Origin of the sequence: Streptomyces sp. RKAG290 (genome assembly GCF_023701695.1) — a bacterium.
Taxonomy (GTDB): domain Bacteria; phylum Actinomycetota; class Actinomycetes; order Streptomycetales; family Streptomycetaceae; genus Streptomyces.
The window spans coordinates 6,497,253-6,514,600 of sequence record NZ_JAJOZC010000001.1 but is presented as its reverse complement, the minus strand read 5'-3'; the positions used below and the strand labels follow the sequence as shown (position 1 = coordinate 6,514,600).

The 17,348-nt window shown below is 67.0% G+C and carries 9 protein-coding genes, 2 rRNA genes and 1 pseudogene; 7 read left to right on the top strand and 5 right to left on the bottom strand.

The window, feature by feature from the left end; all coding sequences use genetic code 11:
* Positions 1–10: 10 nt before the first annotated feature.
* Positions 11–3,135: ribosomal RNA gene (locus tag LNW71_RS28840) — 23S ribosomal RNA — on the bottom strand.
* 311 nt (positions 3,136–3,446) lie between these two features.
* Positions 3,447–4,972 (bottom strand): 16S ribosomal RNA (locus LNW71_RS28835).
* Together the 16S and 23S rRNA genes form the textbook arrangement of a ribosomal RNA operon.
* A gap of 699 nt (positions 4,973–5,671) precedes the next feature.
* On the opposite strand from LNW71_RS28835, the gene LNW71_RS28830 reads away from it, so the two are divergent.
* Positions 5,672–6,121, top strand: coding sequence for a PTS glucose transporter subunit IIA (locus tag LNW71_RS28830; protein ID WP_250970872.1), 450 nt, complete (start codon positions 5,672–5,674; stop codon positions 6,119–6,121).
* A 76-nt stretch (positions 6,122–6,197) separates the two neighbouring features.
* Positions 6,198–7,868 carry a phosphoenolpyruvate--protein phosphotransferase gene (gene ptsP / locus LNW71_RS28825; protein WP_250970871.1) on the top strand — a complete coding sequence of 557 codons (1,671 nt, stop codon included), beginning with the start codon at positions 6,198–6,200 and terminating at the stop codon, positions 7,866–7,868.
* Positions 7,869–7,937: 69 nt separating this feature from the next.
* On the opposite strand, the gene LNW71_RS28820 is transcribed toward ptsP, so the two are convergent.
* The gene (locus tag LNW71_RS28820; RefSeq protein ID WP_250970870.1) at positions 7,938–8,855 is read right to left on the bottom strand and encodes a hypothetical protein; all 918 of its coding nucleotides are present in this window, start codon (positions 8,853–8,855) and stop codon (positions 7,938–7,940) included.
* A 67-nt stretch (positions 8,856–8,922) separates the two neighbouring features.
* The gene (locus tag LNW71_RS28815) at positions 8,923–10,899 is read right to left on the bottom strand and encodes an acetoacetate--CoA ligase (RefSeq protein ID WP_250970869.1); all 1,977 of its coding nucleotides are present in this window, start codon (positions 10,897–10,899) and stop codon (positions 8,923–8,925) included.
* 230 nt (positions 10,900–11,129) lie between these two features.
* Here LNW71_RS28815 and LNW71_RS28810 point away from each other — a divergent pair.
* A pseudogene (locus LNW71_RS28810) lies at positions 11,130–13,480 on the top strand (glycoside hydrolase family 31 protein).
* 6 nt (positions 13,481–13,486) lie between these two features.
* Here LNW71_RS28810 and LNW71_RS28805 read toward each other — a convergent pair.
* Entirely contained in the window at positions 13,487–14,002 is a 516-nt protein-coding gene (locus LNW71_RS28805) for an NUDIX domain-containing protein (protein WP_250972178.1), read from the bottom strand.
* Between the two features lie 84 nt (positions 14,003–14,086).
* Between LNW71_RS28805 and LNW71_RS28800 the strand changes: the two genes are divergently transcribed.
* The 4 genes from LNW71_RS28800 (at position 14,087) to LNW71_RS28785 (ending at position 17,074) form a co-directional block, all read left to right on the top strand.
* Positions 14,087–14,893 carry a M15 family metallopeptidase gene (locus tag LNW71_RS28800; RefSeq protein ID WP_250970868.1) on the top strand — a complete coding sequence of 269 codons (807 nt, stop codon included), beginning with the start codon at positions 14,087–14,089 and terminating at the stop codon, positions 14,891–14,893.
* Between the two features lie 117 nt (positions 14,894–15,010).
* Positions 15,011–15,358: a DUF962 domain-containing protein gene (locus LNW71_RS28795; protein ID WP_250970867.1), complete on the top strand. Its 348-nt coding sequence runs from the start codon at positions 15,011–15,013 to the stop codon at positions 15,356–15,358.
* Positions 15,359–15,407: 49 nt separating this feature from the next.
* Positions 15,408–15,887 carry a Zn-ribbon domain-containing OB-fold protein gene (locus LNW71_RS28790; RefSeq protein ID WP_250970866.1) on the top strand — a complete coding sequence of 160 codons (480 nt, stop codon included), beginning with the start codon at positions 15,408–15,410 and terminating at the stop codon, positions 15,885–15,887.
* Positions 15,884–17,074 (top strand): lipid-transfer protein, encoded by a 1,191-nt coding sequence (locus LNW71_RS28785; protein ID WP_250970865.1) that lies wholly within the window; start codon positions 15,884–15,886, stop codon positions 17,072–17,074. Before LNW71_RS28790 ends, LNW71_RS28785 begins: the two co-directional genes overlap by 4 nt.
* Positions 17,075–17,348 lie beyond the last annotated feature (274 nt).

Below are 17,348 nucleotides of genomic sequence, written 5' to 3'. Positions count from 1 at the left end.
GCGAGCAACTGAGGACAAGCCCTCGGCCTATTAGTACCAGTCAGCTCCACCCGTTACCGGGCTTCCACATCTGGCCTATCAACCCAGTCGTCTACTGGGAGCCTTAACCCCTCAAGAGGGTGGGAATACTCATCTCGAAGCAGGCTTCCCGCTTAGATGCTTTCAGCGGTTATCCTTTCCGAACGTAGCCAACCAGCCATGCCCTTGGCAGGACAACTGGCACACCAGAGGTTCGTCCGTCCCGGTCCTCTCGTACTAGGGACAGCCCTTCTCAATATTCCTACGCGCACAGCGGATAGGGACCGAACTGTCTCACGACGTTCTAAACCCAGCTCGCGTACCGCTTTAATGGGCGAACAGCCCAACCCTTGGGACCGACTCCAGCCCCAGGATGCGACGAGCCGACATCGAGGTGCCAAACCATCCCGTCGATATGGACTCTTGGGGAAGATCAGCCTGTTATCCCCGGGGTACCTTTTATCCGTTGAGCGACAGCGCTTCCACAAGCCACTGCCGGATCACTAGTCCCGACTTTCGTCCCTGCTCGACCCGTCGGTCTCACAGTCAAGCTCCCTTGTGCACTTACACTCAACACCTGATTGCCAACCAGGCTGAGGGAACCTTTGGGCGCCTCCGTTACTCTTTAGGAGGCAACCGCCCCAGTTAAACTACCCATCAGACACTGTCCCTGATCCGGATCACGGACCCAGGTTAGACATCCAGCACGACCAGAGTGGTATTTCAACGACGACTCCACAACCACTGGCGTGGCCGCTTCAAAGTCTCCCACCTATCCTACACAAGCCGAACCGAACACCAATATCAAACTATAGTAAAGGTCCCGGGGTCTTTCCGTCCTGCTGCGCGAAACGAGCATCTTTACTCGTAGTGCAATTTCACCGGGCCTATGGTTGAGACAGTCGAGAAGTCGTTACGCCATTCGTGCAGGTCGGAACTTACCCGACAAGGAATTTCGCTACCTTAGGATGGTTATAGTTACCACCGCCGTTTACTGGCGCTTAAGTTCTCAGCTTCGCCGACCCGAAAGTCAGCTAACCGGTCCCCTTAACGTTCCAGCACCGGGCAGGCGTCAGTCCGTATACATCGCCTTACGGCTTCGCACGGACCTGTGTTTTTAGTAAACAGTCGCTTCTCGCTGGTCTCTGCGGCCACCCCCAGCTCATGGAGTAAATCCAATCACCAGTGATGGCCCCCCTTCTCCCGAAGTTACGGGGGCATTTTGCCGAGTTCCTTAACCATAGTTCACCCGAACGCCTCGGTATTCTCTACCTGACCACCTGAGTCGGTTTAGGGTACGGGCCGCCATGAAACTCGCTAGAGGCTTTTCTCGACAGCATAGGATCATCCACTTCACCACAATCGGCTCGGCATCAGGTCTCAGCCTTAATGTGTGACGGATTTACCTACCACACGGCCTACACCCTTACCCCGGGACTACCACCGCCCGGGCTGGACTACCTTCCTGCGTCACCCCATCGCTTACCTAGTACAAGTCTGGTTCGTCGGCTCCACCACTACCCTCAACTCCGAAGAGATCGGGCCGGCTTCACGGACTTAGCATCGCCTGATTCAGTATTGGGCGTTTCAAAGCGGGTACCGGAATATCAACCGGTTGTCCATCGACTACGCCTGTCGGCCTCGCCTTAGGTCCCGACTTACCCTGGGCAGATCAGCTTGACCCAGGAACCCTTAGTCAATCGGCGCACACGTTTCTCACGTGTGTATCGCTACTCATGCCTGCATTCTCACTCGTGAACCGTCCACAACTCGCTTCCGCGGCTGCTTCACTCGGCACACGACGCTCCCCTACCCATCCATACTCCCGTTGGGGATATGTGTATGAATGACACGACTTCGGCGGTACGCTTGAGCCCCGCTACATTGTCGGCGCGGAATCACTTGACCAGTGAGCTATTACGCACTCTTTCAAGGGTGGCTGCTTCTAAGCCAACCTCCTGGTTGTCTCTGCGACTCCACATCCTTTCCCACTTAGCGTACGCTTAGGGGCCTTAGTCGATGCTCTGGGCTGTTTCCCTCTCGACCATGGAGCTTATCCCCCACAGTCTCACTGCCGTGCTCTCACTTACCGGCATTCGGAGTTTGGCTAAGGTCAGTAACCCGGTAGGGCCCATCGCCTATCCAGTGCTCTACCTCCGGCAAGAAACACACGACGCTGCACCTAAATGCATTTCGGGGAGAACCAGCTATCACGGAGTTTGATTGGCCTTTCACCCCTAACCACAGGTCATCCCCCAGGTTTTCAACCCTGGTGGGTTCGGTCCTCCACGAAGTCTTACCTCCGCTTCAACCTGCCCATGGCTAGATCACTCCGCTTCGGGTCTTGAGCGCGCTACTAAATCGCCCTATTCGGACTCGCTTTCGCTACGGCTTCCCCACACGGGTTAACCTCGCAACACACCGCAAACTCGCAGGCTCATTCTTCAAAAGGCACGCAGTCACGACTGCATGTGCAAGCACATACAGCGACGCTCCCACGGCTTGTAGGCACACGGTTTCAGGTACTATTTCACTCCGCTCCCGCGGTACTTTTCACCATTCCCTCACGGTACTATCCGCTATCGGTCACCAGGGAATATTTAGGCTTAACGGGTGGTCCCGCCAGATTCACACGGGATTTCTCGGGCCCCGTGCTACTTGGGTGTCTCTTAAACGAGCCGTTAATGTTTCAGCTACGGGGGTCTTACCCTCTACGCCGGACCTTTCGCATGTCCTTCGCCTACATCAACGGTTTCTGACTCGTCTCACAGCCGGCAGACCGTGAAAAAGAGATCCCACAACCCCGCATGCGCAACCCCTGCCGGGTATCACACGCATACGGTTTGGCCTGATCCAGTTTCGCTCGCCACTACTCCCGGAATCACGGTTGTTTTCTCTTCCTGAGGGTACTGAGATGTTTCACTTCCCCTCGTTCCCTCCACACTGCCTATGTGTTCAGCAGCGGGTGACAGCCCATGACGACTGCCGGGTTTCCCCATTCGGACACCCCCGGATCAAAGCTTGGTTGACAGCTCCCCGGGGCCTATCGTGGCCTCCCACGTCCTTCATCGGTTCCTGGTGCCAAGGCATCCACCGTGCGCCCTTAAAAACTTGGCCACAGATGCTCGCGTCCACTGTGCAGTTCTCAAACAACGACCAGCCACCCATCACCCCACCCTTACCGGGCGAGTTCACTGGGGCCGGCAACCGAAGGACGACCATGACGGCCGTACCTTCAGATACCCAACAGCGTGCCCAGCACCTCGAATCCACTCGGTTCGTTTTCCACGCTCCGAAGAGCAGTACTTACGACCCGGTTGAACCCCAGGTACTGAATAGTCAACGTTCCACCCATGAGCAACCAGCACCGAACATTCGCCGGTGTACTGGCCTCTGACCCGGCGAACCGAGTAAGAAGTGCTCCTTAGAAAGGAGGTGATCCAGCCGCACCTTCCGGTACGGCTACCTTGTTACGACTTCGTCCCAATCGCCAGTCCCACCTTCGACAGCTCCCTCCCACAAGGGGTTGGGCCACCGGCTTCGGGTGTTACCGACTTTCGTGACGTGACGGGCGGTGTGTACAAGGCCCGGGAACGTATTCACCGCAGCAATGCTGATCTGCGATTACTAGCAACTCCGACTTCATGGGGTCGAGTTGCAGACCCCAATCCGAACTGAGACCGGCTTTTTGAGATTCGCTCCGCCTCGCGGCATCGCAGCTCATTGTACCGGCCATTGTAGCACGTGTGCAGCCCAAGACATAAGGGGCATGATGACTTGACGTCGTCCCCACCTTCCTCCGAGTTGACCCCGGCAGTCTCCTGTGAGTCCCCATCACCCCGAAGGGCATGCTGGCAACACAGAACAAGGGTTGCGCTCGTTGCGGGACTTAACCCAACATCTCACGACACGAGCTGACGACAGCCATGCACCACCTGTACACCGACCACAAGGGGGGCACCATCTCTGATGCTTTCCGGTGTATGTCAAGCCTTGGTAAGGTTCTTCGCGTTGCGTCGAATTAAGCCACATGCTCCGCTGCTTGTGCGGGCCCCCGTCAATTCCTTTGAGTTTTAGCCTTGCGGCCGTACTCCCCAGGCGGGGAACTTAATGCGTTAGCTGCGGCACCGACGACGTGGAATGTCGCCAACACCTAGTTCCCAACGTTTACGGCGTGGACTACCAGGGTATCTAATCCTGTTCGCTCCCCACGCTTTCGCTCCTCAGCGTCAGTAATGGCCCAGAGATCCGCCTTCGCCACCGGTGTTCCTCCTGATATCTGCGCATTTCACCGCTACACCAGGAATTCCGATCTCCCCTACCACACTCTAGCCTGCCCGTATCGACTGCAGACCCGGGGTTAAGCCCCGGGCTTTCACAACCGACGCAACAAGCCGCCTACGAGCTCTTTACGCCCAATAATTCCGGACAACGCTTGCGCCCTACGTATTACCGCGGCTGCTGGCACGTAGTTAGCCGGCGCTTCTTCTGCAGGTACCGTCACTTTCGCTTCTTCCCTGCTGAAAGAGGTTTACAACCCGAAGGCCGTCATCCCTCACGCGGCGTCGCTGCATCAGGCTTTCGCCCATTGTGCAATATTCCCCACTGCTGCCTCCCGTAGGAGTCTGGGCCGTGTCTCAGTCCCAGTGTGGCCGGTCGCCCTCTCAGGCCGGCTACCCGTCGTCGCCTTGGTAGGCCATTACCCCACCAACTAGCTGATAGGCCGCGGGCTCATCCTTCACCGCCGGAGCTTTTAACCTTCCCCCATGAGAGGGAAAGTATTATCCGGTATTAGACCCCGTTTCCAGGGCTTGTCCCAGAGTGAAGGGCAGATTGCCCACGTGTTACTCACCCGTTCGCCACTAATCCACCCCGAAGGGTTTCATCGTTCGACTTGCATGTGTTAAGCACGCCGCCAGCGTTCGTCCTGAGCCAGGATCAAACTCTCCGTGAATGTTTTCCCGTAATCGGGATCACACACACGAGAGCGGAACGATCAAGTCGGAATAAGACCGACCGTCCACTGTGTCCTCGCTATGTGCATTGCCTGCCAGGTCAGTGACCTCGCAGGACTTTCAAAGGAACCTCGAACCTGCCGAAGCAGGTCGGGGTATCAACATATCTGGCGTTGACTTTTGGCACGCTGTTGAGTTCTCAAGGAACGGACGCTTCCTTTGTACTCACCGCAGAACATTTTCTGCGACTTTCCTCCGGGCGCTTCCCTTCGGTCTTGCGTTTCCGACTCTATCAGACTCTTTCGTGTCCGATTCCCGGTCGAAGCGGGATTCTTACTGAATTGCTTTCGGGGAATTCGCTTTCGCGGTTTTCCCTTTCGGCGAGTCCGACTCTATCAGCCTTATCCGGTCCCATTGACCAGCTCCAGCAGACATGCCGGTGCCGATATCGGGTTAGGGTTTGGGCTTGATAGTCGCCGCCGACCCCCGACGCAATGTCGTGTTGGGGTCAGGCAGGAGTACGACAGTACAGGTTGCTGGGAGTCGAGGCAAATCGTTTCCGGTGCACCCCTAGGTCTGCGAACCACCAGGACTCAGGCGGAACCGTCACTTCTTATGACTTACCCTGCTGAGCAGTACGCCGTCCTCCTACAAGCCGTGGCGGCAACCGTTGAAGCTCCACTCTGGGAGGCTCCCCCATGACCACTGTGACGTCCCCTCTTGCCGGACGTGCCATCGGGCTCTCTGCAGTACCCGACCCGGTCTTCTCCGGCGCGATGGTCGGTCCCGGCACCGCCATCGACCCCGTGCGCGAGCCGTCCGAGGCCGTGTCGCCGGTCGACGGCATCGTCGTCTCCCTGCACCCCCACGCCTTCGTGGTCGTGGACAGCGAGGGCCACGGGGTGCTGACCCACCTCGGGATCGACACGGTCCAGCTCAATGGCGAGGGCTTCGACCTCCTTGTGAACAAGGGTGACACCGTCACCCGCGGCCAGAGCATCGTGCGCTGGGACCCGGCAGCTGTCGAGGCGGCTGGCAAGTCGCCGATCTGCCCCGTGGTTGCGCTGGAGGCGACCGCCGATTCTCTGTCCTCCGTCGTCGAGGACGGCGACGTGAAGGTCGGCGACGCACTGTTCGGCTGGCAGTAACGCGTTCGGCGCAGTGACAGCCGACGGGATATCCACCGCGGGGGCATCGGCCGCCGCACAATCGGAGACAGGTGAAATGGAGACAACGCTGCGGGGCGTAGGCGTGAGCCACGGTGTGGCGATCGGCGAGGTACGGCACATGGGCACGGCTGTGCTCGAACCGCCGGCCAAGCAGATTCCGGCCGAGGAGGCCGAGCGCGAGCAGGGCCGGGCCCGGCAGGCCGTGGAGGCTGTGGCGGCCGACCTCGTCGCGCGCGGCAACCTGGCCGGCGGCGAGGCCCAGCACGTGCTCGAGGCCCAGGCCATGATGGCTCAGGACCCCGAGCTCATGGCTGATGTCGACCGGCGCATCGCTGTCGGCAGCACCGCCGAGCGCGGCGTGTACGACGCCTTCGCGTCGTACCGGGCGCTGTTGGCAGGTGCCGGGGAGTACCTCGCGGGCCGTGTCGCCGACCTCGACGATGTGCGCAATCGGATCGTGGCGCGGCTGCTCGGTGTGCCGATGCCGGGTGTGCCGGACAGCGATGAGCCGTACGTGCTGATCGCGCGGGACCTGGCGCCTGCCGACACGGCGTTGCTCGACCCCACGCTGGTGCTCGGCTTCGTCACCGAGGAGGGCGGACCGACCAGCCACAGCGCCATTCTGGCGCGCGCGCTCGGTGTGCCCGCTGTGGTGGCGCTCCCCGGTGCCGGCGAGTTGGCCGAGGGCACCGTGATCGCTGTGGACGGCAGCACCGGCGAGATCTTCGTCGAGCCGAGTGCCGAGAAGCGGGCGGAGATGGAGAACGCGGCGGCCGCACGCAAGGCCGCGTTGTCCGCGTCGACCGGTCCCGGTGCGACGTCCGACGGCCACAAGGTGCCGCTGCTCGCCAACATCGGTGGGCCCGGCGACGTGCCGGCGGCCCTCGAGGCGGGCGCGGAGGGCGTGGGGCTGTTCCGTACCGAGTTCCTCTTCCTGGACGACAGCAAGCAGGCGCCGTCGGAGGAGAAGCAGATCGCGGCGTACCGCGCGGTTCTCGAGGCGTTCCCCGAGGGGCGTGTCGTGGTGCGGGTGCTGGATGCCGGGGCGGACAAGCCGCTGGACTTCCTGACGCCGGCGGACGAGCCGAACCCGGCGCTGGGTGTGCGTGGGCTGCGCAGCCTGCTGGATCACCCGGATGTGCTGCGGACCCAGCTGACCGCTCTGTCGAAGGCCGCTGACGGGCTGCCCGTCTACCTCGAGGTCATGGCGCCCATGGTGGCGGACCGCGCGGACGCCAAGGCGTTCGCGGACGCGTGCCGGGCGGCGGGGCTGCAGGCGAAGTTCGGTGCGATGGTGGAGATTCCGTCGGCCGCGCTGCGCGCGCGCTCGGTGCTGCAGGAGGTGGAGTTCCTGTCGCTGGGCACCAACGACCTGGCTCAGTACGCCTTCGCGGCGGACCGTCAGGTGGGTGCGGTGTCCCGGCTGCAGGATCCGTGGCAGCCGGCGCTGCTGGATCTGGTGGCGATGTCGGCCGATGCCGCCAGGGCCGAGGGCAAGAGCTGCGGCGTCTGTGGCGAGGCTGCCTCCGATCCGCTGCTCGCCTGTGTCCTGACCGGTCTGGGAGTGACATCCCTGTCGATGGGTGCCGCGTCCATTCCTTATGTGCGCACCACGCTGGCGAAGTACACCCTCGCCCAGTGCGAGCGGGCTGCGTCCGCCGCGCGTGCGGCGGACTCCGCCGAGGAAGCGCGCGTTGCCGCGCAGGCGGTGCTGTCGGGCGAGTAGGACCGCAGGGCCCGGACAACCGGGAGAAGGGGCTTCCCGCCCATGGTGGCGGGGAGCCCCTTCGTGCTTTCAGCGGTGCGTTTCCGGTTCGTCGGCGCCGATGTCGAAGCCTGCGCAGTACTCCACGCCCGACTCCGGGGAGACGGGCTCTCCGGTGTCGGCGTCGGTGCAGTAGGCGCTGAAGACCTCGCCCGCGGTCAGCGGGACGAGGCTGCCGCGGGTGAGCCGCCAGCCGTGCACCCGGTCCGGGGAGCCGGGCGCGCTCGTCCGCAGGACGACTCCCCCGTGGCTTTCGAGGGCGATGCCGACGGCGAGCACCGTCACGAACTCGGCTCCTTCCGCCGAGTCGATGTGGGCGGGACCGGTGCTGTCGCGTTCGGTGTGCAGCGCGGCGAGCAGTTGCTCGTTCTCCGTAGGGGTGCTGCAGACCAGGTGGTGGGTGCCGGGACCCGCTGTCTCCAGCGTGCGCAGGAGGAGGTGGGAGGCCCGGTCGAAGGCGGCGCGGCCGACGTCCTGGCCGCAGTCGGCGCACTCCCCCAGCTCGGCCAGAAGCATCGTGGCGTACTCCCAGGTGGCCCGGCGGACGGCCCGGCCGACGAGGAGCGGGATCAGGGCGTCGAGTGGCTGCCCGGTGTAGGCGACGGTGGCCCCGGCTGCCGCGATCTCCGCGGTGAAGCGGCTGCGGCTGGCCGGGGAGTCGGGTGCGATGTCCGTCTCGGTGCAGAACTGCGCGTACTCCTCGGGGTCGAAGAGTGCGACCGTCGTGTGCATGCCCTGGGCGGCGAAGGCTTTGAGCAGGCCTTCCACCTGCCGCAGGTAGACGGTGTGGTCGTCGAAGGTGAAGGTGCGGTAGTGCCGCATCGCCGCGAAGTCCTGTTCATCGGTCAGGAGACCGATGGTGCTGGGTGCTTCGCGGCGCAGCGAGCGTCGCATGGTGGTGCCGGTCCGGCCGTGGACGGTGGTCCGCTTGTTCCTGGTCTGCGCCATGATTCCCCCAGTGCGCCGTCGATCATTGCTCACTCAGCGTAATCATGGGCACTGACAGTGCGGTCCGTCAGCGGCGCTTGCGCGCCAGCTCCTCGTAGAAGTGGAGGAGTTCCAGGTTGTCGATCGAGCCGGGATTGACGGCCTTGGCCAGGGCTGTGCCCTGGAGCAGGCGCTTGACCGGAACCTCGATGCGTTTGCCGGTGAGGGTGTGCGGGATGCCGGGGACCTCGATGACCTCGTCCGGGACGTGCCGCGGCGAGAGGTTCTCGCGGATGGTGCGCTTGATGCTGTCGCGGAGGTCGTCGTCGAGTGCTGCGCCGTCGGCGAGGTGGACGAAGAGTGGCATCCAGTAGCCGCCGTCGGGTTCCTCCAGGCCGATGACGAGCGATTCGCGGATTTCGGGGAGCCGCTCGACGGCTTCGTAGATGTCCGCGGAGCCCATGCGGACGCCCTGGCGGTTGAGGGTGGAGTCGGAGCGGCCGTGGATGACGACGGAGCCCCGGTCGGTGATCGTGATCCAGTCGCCGTGGCGCCAGGTGCCGGGGTACATCTCGAAGTAACTGTCTTGGTAGCGGCTGCCGTCGGGGTCATTCCAGAAGTGGATCGGCATGGACGGCATGGGCTTGGTGACGACGAGTTCGCCCACCTCGCCGGTCAGTGGGCGGCCCGCGGGGTCCCAGGACTGCAGGTCGGTGCCGAGGCAGGGGGCCTGGAGTTCGCCGATGTGGACGGGGAGGGTGGGGACGGCTCCGGCGAAGCAGCTGCAGACGTCCGTGCCGCCGCTGACGGAGGCGATCCACAGATCGTCGGCCACTTCGTCGTGGAGCCAGCGGAATCCGTCGGGCGGCAGCGGGGAGCCCGTGGTGGCGACGCACTGGATGCGGGAGAGGTCGAAGTCGCGCCCCGGGTGGATGTCTGCCTTGCGGCAGGCCATGACGTAGGCGGCGGAGGTCCCGAAGAGGGTGGCGCCCGTCTGCTCGGCGACGCGCCACTGGGCGCTGACGTCCGGGTAGCCGGGGCTTCCGTCGTACAGGACGAGTGTGGTGCCGGTGAGGAGACCGGAGACGAGGAAGTTCCACATCATCCAGCCGGTGGAGGTGTACCAGAAGAAGCGGTCCTCGGGGCCGAGGTCGCAGTGCAGCCCGATCTGCTTGAAGTGTTCGAGCAGGATGCCGCCCTGGGACTGGACGATGGCCTTGGGGAGTCCGGTGGTGCCGGAGGAGTAGAGCACCCACAGCGGGTGGTCGAAGGGGACCTGCTCGAAGACGGGTTCGGTGTCCGCTTCGGTGAGGGCGGACCAGTCGAGGGTGCCTTCGGGTGCCTCGGTGCCGAGCAGCGGGATGTGGACGACGGCGCGCAGGGTGGGCAGTTCGCGGCGCAGTTCGGCGACGGTGTCGGCGCGGGGGTGTTCCTTGCCGCCGTAGCGGTAGCCGTCGACGGTGAACAGGACGACGGGTTCGACCTGCTGGAAGCGGTCGAGGACGCTGCGGGCGCCGAAGTCGGGGGCGCAGGAGGTCCAGACTCCGCCGACGGCGGCGGTGGCGAGGAAGGCGACGACCGCCTGGGGGATGTTGGGGAGGTAGCCGCTCACGCGGTCGCCCGGAGTGACGCCGAGTGCGCGGAGTCCGGCGGCGAGGGAGCCGACCTGGCGGCGCAGCTCGGACCAGGAGAGGGGGACCTGGGTGTGGGTCTCGTCGACGTGGAGCAGTGCGGGCGCGTCGGCGCGCAGGGGGTCCTCCGCGGTGCGCAGCGCGTGTTCGGCGTAGTTGAGGGTGGCGCCGGGGAACCACTGGGCGCCGGGCATGGCACGGTCGCCGAGGACGGTGTCGTACGGGGTGGAGAACCGCACGTCGAACCATTCGGCGACAGCCTGCCAGAAGGTGTCGAGCTCGTCGACGGACCAGCGGTGCAGGCTTGCGTAGCCGCCCTCGGCCGGTGCGCCGTGGCGCTCGGCCGCCCAGCGCTGGAAGCGGGTGACGGCAGCGGCCGCGATGCGGTCCGGGCCTGGCTGCCAGAGGGGGGCTTCGTCGGCTGCTGAGGTCATCGGTCGGCTCCCTGGCTGTACGGGTACGCGGGGTCTGCGTGGGTCGCGCGCACGTGCTGGAGTGTGCGCGTGAGGCGGCATTCACGGACGATGCCATGTGATCGTCTTTCGCACCAGGGTTGCCCGCCCATGGCCGCGTGTCCGGATATGTGCTCCGGACACGTGCGGCCACGGTGAACGGAAGTTGAACAGAACCCGTTCCCGCTTCGCCGGATGGCAGGGTGAGCCGCATGGACGGTCGTGACCTGGTGCGTTCGGTGAAGCTGGTCGGTTCGAAGCAGGGACTGCGTACGGTGCGCTCGGCGTGGCGGCGCTCGCGGGTGGATGCGCGGGCGCTGTCGGCGCGCGGTCCGGAGCGGGCGCGGGTGCCGGGGGCGTTGGCCGGGGCGGAGCCGGGGCCGGGTGGCGGCGTGGTGAGGTTCGCCCGTTCGGAGCTGCGTGTCCGGGTGGCGGTGGGCGGCGCGGTCTTCTGGGGGTGGGACGGGGCGGAGCCGCTGCCGTCGTACGCGCTGCCCGGGCTGGCGCCCGACGCCGATCCGCGGGCCGTGCTGGAGCCGGACAAGGACGGCGGGTGGCAGGTGGTGTCGGAGCGGCTGACCGTCGCGGTGTCCCGGCACGGGGCGGTGGAGCTGCGGACTCCGGGCGGGGTGGTGCTCCGCCGTGAGCTGCCGCCCCGGTGGTGGGAACCAGTGGCGGGCGGGCCCGCCCGGTGGGTGCAGCGGTCCGAGGTCCCCGCGGACGCGCGGTTCTTCGGGCTCGGCGGGCGGGCGGCGGGGCCGCGGCTCCGGGACGGGGTGTACGGGCTGTGGAACACCGATCCGGGCGGCCGGTTCGGGCCGCAGGACGATCCGCTGTACCTGACGATGCCGGTGCAGCTGGTCGTCTCGGACGCGGGGACGCATCTGGCGTTCCACGACAACTCCTGGGCGGGGCGGGTGACGCTGCGCGAGGGGGAGGAGGGCGCCGGCTCCGGCCATGACCGGCCGGGGATGTCCGAGGTGCGGGTGGACGGGGGGCCGCTGCGGTGCTGGGTGGTGGCGGGTACACCGGCCCGGGTGCTGCAGGGCTGGGCCGCGTTGACGGGGGCGCCGGCTCTTCCGCCGTCCTGGGCGCTGGGTCCGCAGCACGCCCGGTGGGGGTTCGGGAGCGAGCGGGAGGTGCGGCGGATCGTGGCGGGGTACCGGGAGCGGGGGCTGCCGTTGTCCGCACTGCATCTGGACATCGACCACTTCGACGCGCACCGGGTGTTCACGGTGGACCGCGAGAGGTTTCCCGATCTTCCCGGGCTGGCCGAGGAGTTGCGCGGCGACGGGGTGCGGCTGGTGTCGATCGTGGATCCGGCGGTGCCCGCCGTGCCGGGGAACGCGGTGTTCGACGCCGGTGCGGCCGTGGGGCCTTCGGGTGCGTTCGTCCGGGACGGCCGGGGGCGGATCGTGCGCGGGGAGGTGTGGCCGGGTGAGTGCGTGTATCCGGACTTCACCGATCCGTTGGTCCGTGAGTGGTGGGGTGGGCTGTACGAGGAGCGGCTGGCCCAGGGTTCTCCGGTGTCTGGCACGACATGAACGAGCCGGTGTCGTTCGCCGCGTTCGGTGATCCGACGCTGCCCCGTTCGGCGCGGCATTCGCTGGAGGGACGCGGCGGTGACCACCGGGAGGCCCACAACGTGTACGGCCTCGCCATGGCGCGCGCCGGTTACGAGGGGCTCCGGCGGCTGCGTCCGCACGAGCGGCCGTTCCTGTTCTCGCGTTCGGGCTGGGCGGGGATGCAGCGGTACGGGGGCACCTGGTCGGGAGACGTGACGACCGGCTGGCCGGGGCTGCGGGCTTCCCTTGCGCTGGTGCTGGGTCTCGGGCTGTGCGGGGTGCCGTACTCGGGGCCGGATGTGGGCGGGTTCGGCGGGTCGCCTTCGCCGGAGCTGTATCTGCGGTGGTTCCAGCTGGGGGCGTATCTGCCGTTGTTCCGTACGCATGCGGCGATCGACGCGGGGCGGCGGGAGCCGTGGGAGTTCGGGCCGCAGGTGCTCGATGCCGCGCGGGCGGTGCTGGTGGAGCGGGAGCGGCTGCGCCCGTACTGGGTGACGCTCGCTCAGCTGGCCCGGCTGACGGGTGCTCCGTATGTGCGTCCGGTGTGGTGGGGCGCGCCGGGCGACCGGGCGCTTCGCGGGTGCGAGGACGCGTTCCTGCTGGGTGACGCGCTGCTGGTGGCGCCGGTGTTCGGTCCTGGGGTGGGTGAGCGGGCGGTGCGGCTGCCGCCGGGGCGCTGGTACGACACGGTGACGGGTGCGGTGTACGAGGGGCCGGGGCAGGTGGTGGTCGATGCGCCGTTGTCGCGGGTGCCGGTGCTGGCGCGGGCCGGGTCGGTGATTCCGGTGCGGGGTGCGGACGGCGGGCTGGAGCTGGAGGTGTGGGCGCCGGCGCCGGGGCGCACCGGTGGCGGTTCGGTGGTGCGTGATGCGGGGGACGGCTGGGAGGCGGCGGTCGTCGAGCGGTACACGTCGCGGCTGGCGGGCGGCCGGGTCGTGGTGGAGCGGGACGGCGAGGAGGGGCTGGTGGACTGTCCGGTCCGGGTCCGGGGAGGGTGAGCGCGGTCAGCGGTAGCGGCCGGCGAACCAGGAGCGGACGGCGTCCGTGTGGAGCGGGAAGGCGAGGGCTTCGGGGGTGCGCAGTACTTCGTACCCGGACGTTTCGTCGGTCGGTACGGAGGGCGGGAGTCCGGCCGCCGGCCGGGTGGGGAGCAGGCCGAACAGGAGCAGGTGGCCGTCGGGTGAGCTGAGGGCGTCGGCGAGGCGCACGTCGTCGCGGTGGGCCTCGATGCCGGTCTCCTCGCGGAGTTCGCGTACGACCGCGTGTCTCCAGTCCTCGGCGTGGTCGACGAATCCGCCGGGGAGTGCGCGTCCGCCGAGGCAGGGTTCGATGGTGCGGGTGATGACGACGAGTCCGGTGCCGTCCCGGTCGCTGACGGGGAGCAGGGCGACGGCGACGGGCAGCGGGTTGCGGTAGGCGGTGTCGCCGCAGGCGGCGCAGGTGCGGGGCCAGGCGTCCGGGGAGGCGAGAGCGGTGTACGGAGCTCCGCAGCTGCCGCAGTGGGAGTTCTTCACGGGCATCTCCGGTTCACTCGTCGTCGCGGACACGCGCGGACTGTATCCGATCGCCTGCCCGGGGCCGCCGGACTGATGGACGATGTGCTCATGACAGGTCTTGCTTCCGCTCTCCGTGTCCTGGCAGCCGCTGCCGCCACCCTGCTCGCCGTCACCGCCACCGCCCCCGTGGCGCAGGCGAAGCCCGAGCCGAAGGCTCCCGGGGAGTTCGTCCCGCTGCGCTCGGTGGATCCCACGATCCTCCAGGAGATGCGCTACCCCACCGGGCACGACTTCATGGGCGAACCGGTGGACGGCTACCTCCAGCCCCTCTGCATCCTGACCCGGCCGGCCGCGCAGGCCCTGCACCGGGCCCAGCTCCGGCTGCTGCGGCAGGGCTATTCACTGAAGGTGTACGACTGCTACCGGCCCCAGCGGGCCGTCGACCACTTCGTACGGTGGGCGAAGGACCTCGACGACGAGACCATGAAGGGCGAGTTCTATCCGCGGGTCGACAAGACCCGGCTGTTCGCGGACGGTTACATCGCGGAGAAGTCCGGACACAGCCGCGGCAGCACCGTGGACCTGACGCTGGTGAGGCTGCCGGCCCGGCCCACCAAGCCGTACCACCCGGGCCAGGAACTGGTGCCGTGCTACGCGCCGCGGGCCGACCGCTTCCCCGACAACTCGATCGACATGGGCACCGGATTCGACTGCTTCGACACGCTCTCGCACACGGACGATCCGCGGATCCAGGGGGTGCAGCGCACCAACCGGCAGTTCCTGAAGAAGACGCTCACCGACGCCGGATTCGTCAACCTGGCCGAGGAGTGGTGGCACTACACCTTCCAGCCGGAGCTGTTCCCGGACACCTACTTCGACTTCCCGGTGGCTCGCAGGTCCGTCGCCGGGCACTGAGCCAGGAGGCGGGGAACGGGTGACTGGGACCACCCCCGTGGGTTCCGGCCACCCGTTCTCCTTCTCGGACGCGGATCGGCCGTATCCGGTTGCCGCCGGAGCCATTACGGTGCCCCTATGTCACAGCAGACGTTCGATTCGTACGAGGAATTCTGGCCGTACTACGTCGCGATGCACTCCAGGGCCGCGACCCGCTGGGTCCATCTGACCGGCACCCTGACCGGCCTCGCGATCACGGCCTACGGCCTGGCGCGCGGCCGCAAGCGATACGCGGCGGCACTGCCGCTGATCGGGTACGGGACCGCCTGGCCCGCCCACTTCCTGATCGAGGGGAACAACCCGGCCTCCTTCGGTCATCCGGCGTGGTCGCTGCGCGGAGACGTGCAGATGATCCGGATGATGCTGGCCGGGCGCGACCGGGAGCTCGCAGAGACCGCCGCCAAGTGGCTCGCCGACAACGGCTGACCGTGGCACACTTCTGACGTTCCGTCAGATTCAGTGCCGGGGAGGGACTTTGCCGCGCAAGCGCATACCAGTGGTGGCCGGGTGGTTCACCGAGGACGGCCCGGATGAGGACTTCCGGCTGTTGGGCACCCGCTGCCCGCTCTGCTCTTCGGTCTTCTTCCCGCGCCAGGACGCCTTCTGCCGCAATCCGGGCTGTGCGGGCGGCGAACCGACCGAGGTCCCGCTGTCCCGGCGCGGCACCGTCTGGTCGTACACCGACGGCCGCTATCGCCCGCCGGCGCCCTACCTCTCCGACCCTGACGTGCCCTGGGAGCCGTACACGCTGGTGGCCGTGGAGCTCGCGGCCGAGCGGATGGTGGTGCTCGGGCAGGCCGCGCCCGGTATCGGTGTCGCGGATCTGGCGATCGGGATGACGGTCGAGGCAGTGCCGGGGGTGCTCGGCACGGGCCCTGACCGGGACGACGGCACGGTGTGGACGACATGGCACTGGCGGCCCGTCGCCACCACGCCCGTGGACGGTGGGCGATGAGCGGGGACGTGGCCGTCCTCGGAGCAGGAATGCATCCCTGGGGCAAGTGGGGGCGCAGCTTCGTGGAGTACGGCAGGGTGGCGGCCCGCAGCGCACTCGGCGACGCGGGCATCGACTGGCCGGACGTGCAGTCCGTGGTCGGCGCGGACACCGTGCGCGGCGGGTATCCGGGGTACGTGGCCGGCGCGACGTTCGCGCAGGCGCTGGGCTGGCAGGGCGCCCGGGTCACCAGTGTGTACGCCGCCTGCGCCTCGGGCGCCCAGGCCGTCAACACCGCCAGGGCGCAGATCCTGGCCGGCATGGCGGACGTGGTGCTCGTGGTCGGCGCGGACGCGGCGCCCAAGGGGTTCTTCGCCCCGGCGGGCGGCGACCGGCCCGATGATCCGGACTGGCTGCGGTTCCGGGTGCTCGGCGCGACGAACCCCGCCTACTTCGCGCTCTACGCCCGTCGCCGGATGGCCGTGTACGGAGACACACCGGAGGACTTCGCCCTGGTCAAGGTGAAGAACGCGGCGGCCGGCGCGTTGAACAGCAACGCCCGCTACCGGGCGGCCGTGAGCGCCGAGCAGGTCGCGGCCTCCGCGGTGGTCGCCGATCCGCTGCGGCTGCTCGACATCTGCGCCACCTCCGACGGCGCGGCGGCGCTGGTGCTGACCAGCATGGACTTCGCCCGGCGCCACGGGGTCGCGGACCCGGTCCGCATCCGTGCCGTTTCGACCGTGACGCCGACGTACCCGAAGGCCGTGCTCGACCTGCCGGACATCGCCACCGATTCGGCGGTCGCCGTGGAACCCGCACCCATGAGCTTCCGCGCCTCCCTCGCGCAGGCGGCGTACGAGGAAGCGGGGATCGGGCCCGCGGATCTCTCCCTCGCCGAGGTGTACGACCTCTCCACCGCCCTGGAACTGGAGTGGTACGAGGACCTCGGGCTGTGCCCGGTGGGCGAGGGCGCGTCGCTCGTGCGCGAAGGCGCGACGGCACTCGGCGGGCGCATCCCGGTGAACCCCAGCGGCGGGCTCGCGTCGTTCGGTGAGGCGGTGCCGGCGCAGGCCATCGCCCAGGTCTGTGAACTGACCTGGCAGCTGCGCGGCACCGCGGGGGAACGTCAGGTTCCGGGGGCGCGCGCCGCGATGTCCGCCAACCAGGGCCTGTTCGGTCACGGCTCGGCGGTCGTCGCGGTCCGCTGACGCCGGGACGGCCACGGCTCGGGGGTCGTCCCGGTGCACGGACGCCTGCTCGACCGCGTCCGCACCCGCCGCCAACTGCGTTTGTTGTCAGCCTCCTTGACGGCCCGTCACGCGCGGTGAACACTCCATTCCCAGTCGCTCGCGCCCTCACCACTCCAGGGCGGTCCGGCTCGGTCAGCACGCTCGACGCGGTCGCCGGGGCACGGCACGTTCCCGCCCCCGGCCTCCGTAGCCATGGAAGCGTCCGGCGGGACCCGCCGGACAACCACTGGGA

What these genes read in the sequence shown, in the direction of transcription:
- LNW71_RS28830 (WP_250970872.1), top strand. Translation starts at nt 5,672, where the DNA reads ATGACCACTGTGACGTCCCCTCTTGCCGGACGTGCCATCGGGCTCTCT.
- ptsP (WP_250970871.1), top strand. Translation starts at nt 6,198, where the DNA reads ATGGAGACAACGCTGCGGGGCGTAGGCGTGAGCCACGGTGTGGCGATC.
- LNW71_RS28820 (WP_250970870.1), bottom strand. Translation starts at nt 8,855, where the DNA reads ATGGCGCAGACCAGGAACAAGCGGACCACCGTCCACGGCCGGACCGGC.
- LNW71_RS28815 (WP_250970869.1), bottom strand. Translation starts at nt 10,899, where the DNA reads ATGACCTCAGCAGCCGACGAAGCCCCCCTCTGGCAGCCAGGCCCGGAC.
- LNW71_RS28805 (WP_250972178.1), bottom strand. Translation starts at nt 14,002, where the DNA reads ATGCCCGTGAAGAACTCCCACTGCGGCAGCTGCGGAGCTCCGTACACC.
- LNW71_RS28800 (WP_250970868.1), top strand. Translation starts at nt 14,087, where the DNA reads ATGACAGGTCTTGCTTCCGCTCTCCGTGTCCTGGCAGCCGCTGCCGCC.
- LNW71_RS28795 (WP_250970867.1), top strand. Translation starts at nt 15,011, where the DNA reads ATGTCACAGCAGACGTTCGATTCGTACGAGGAATTCTGGCCGTACTAC.
- LNW71_RS28785 (WP_250970865.1), top strand. Translation starts at nt 15,884, where the DNA reads ATGAGCGGGGACGTGGCCGTCCTCGGAGCAGGAATGCATCCCTGGGGC.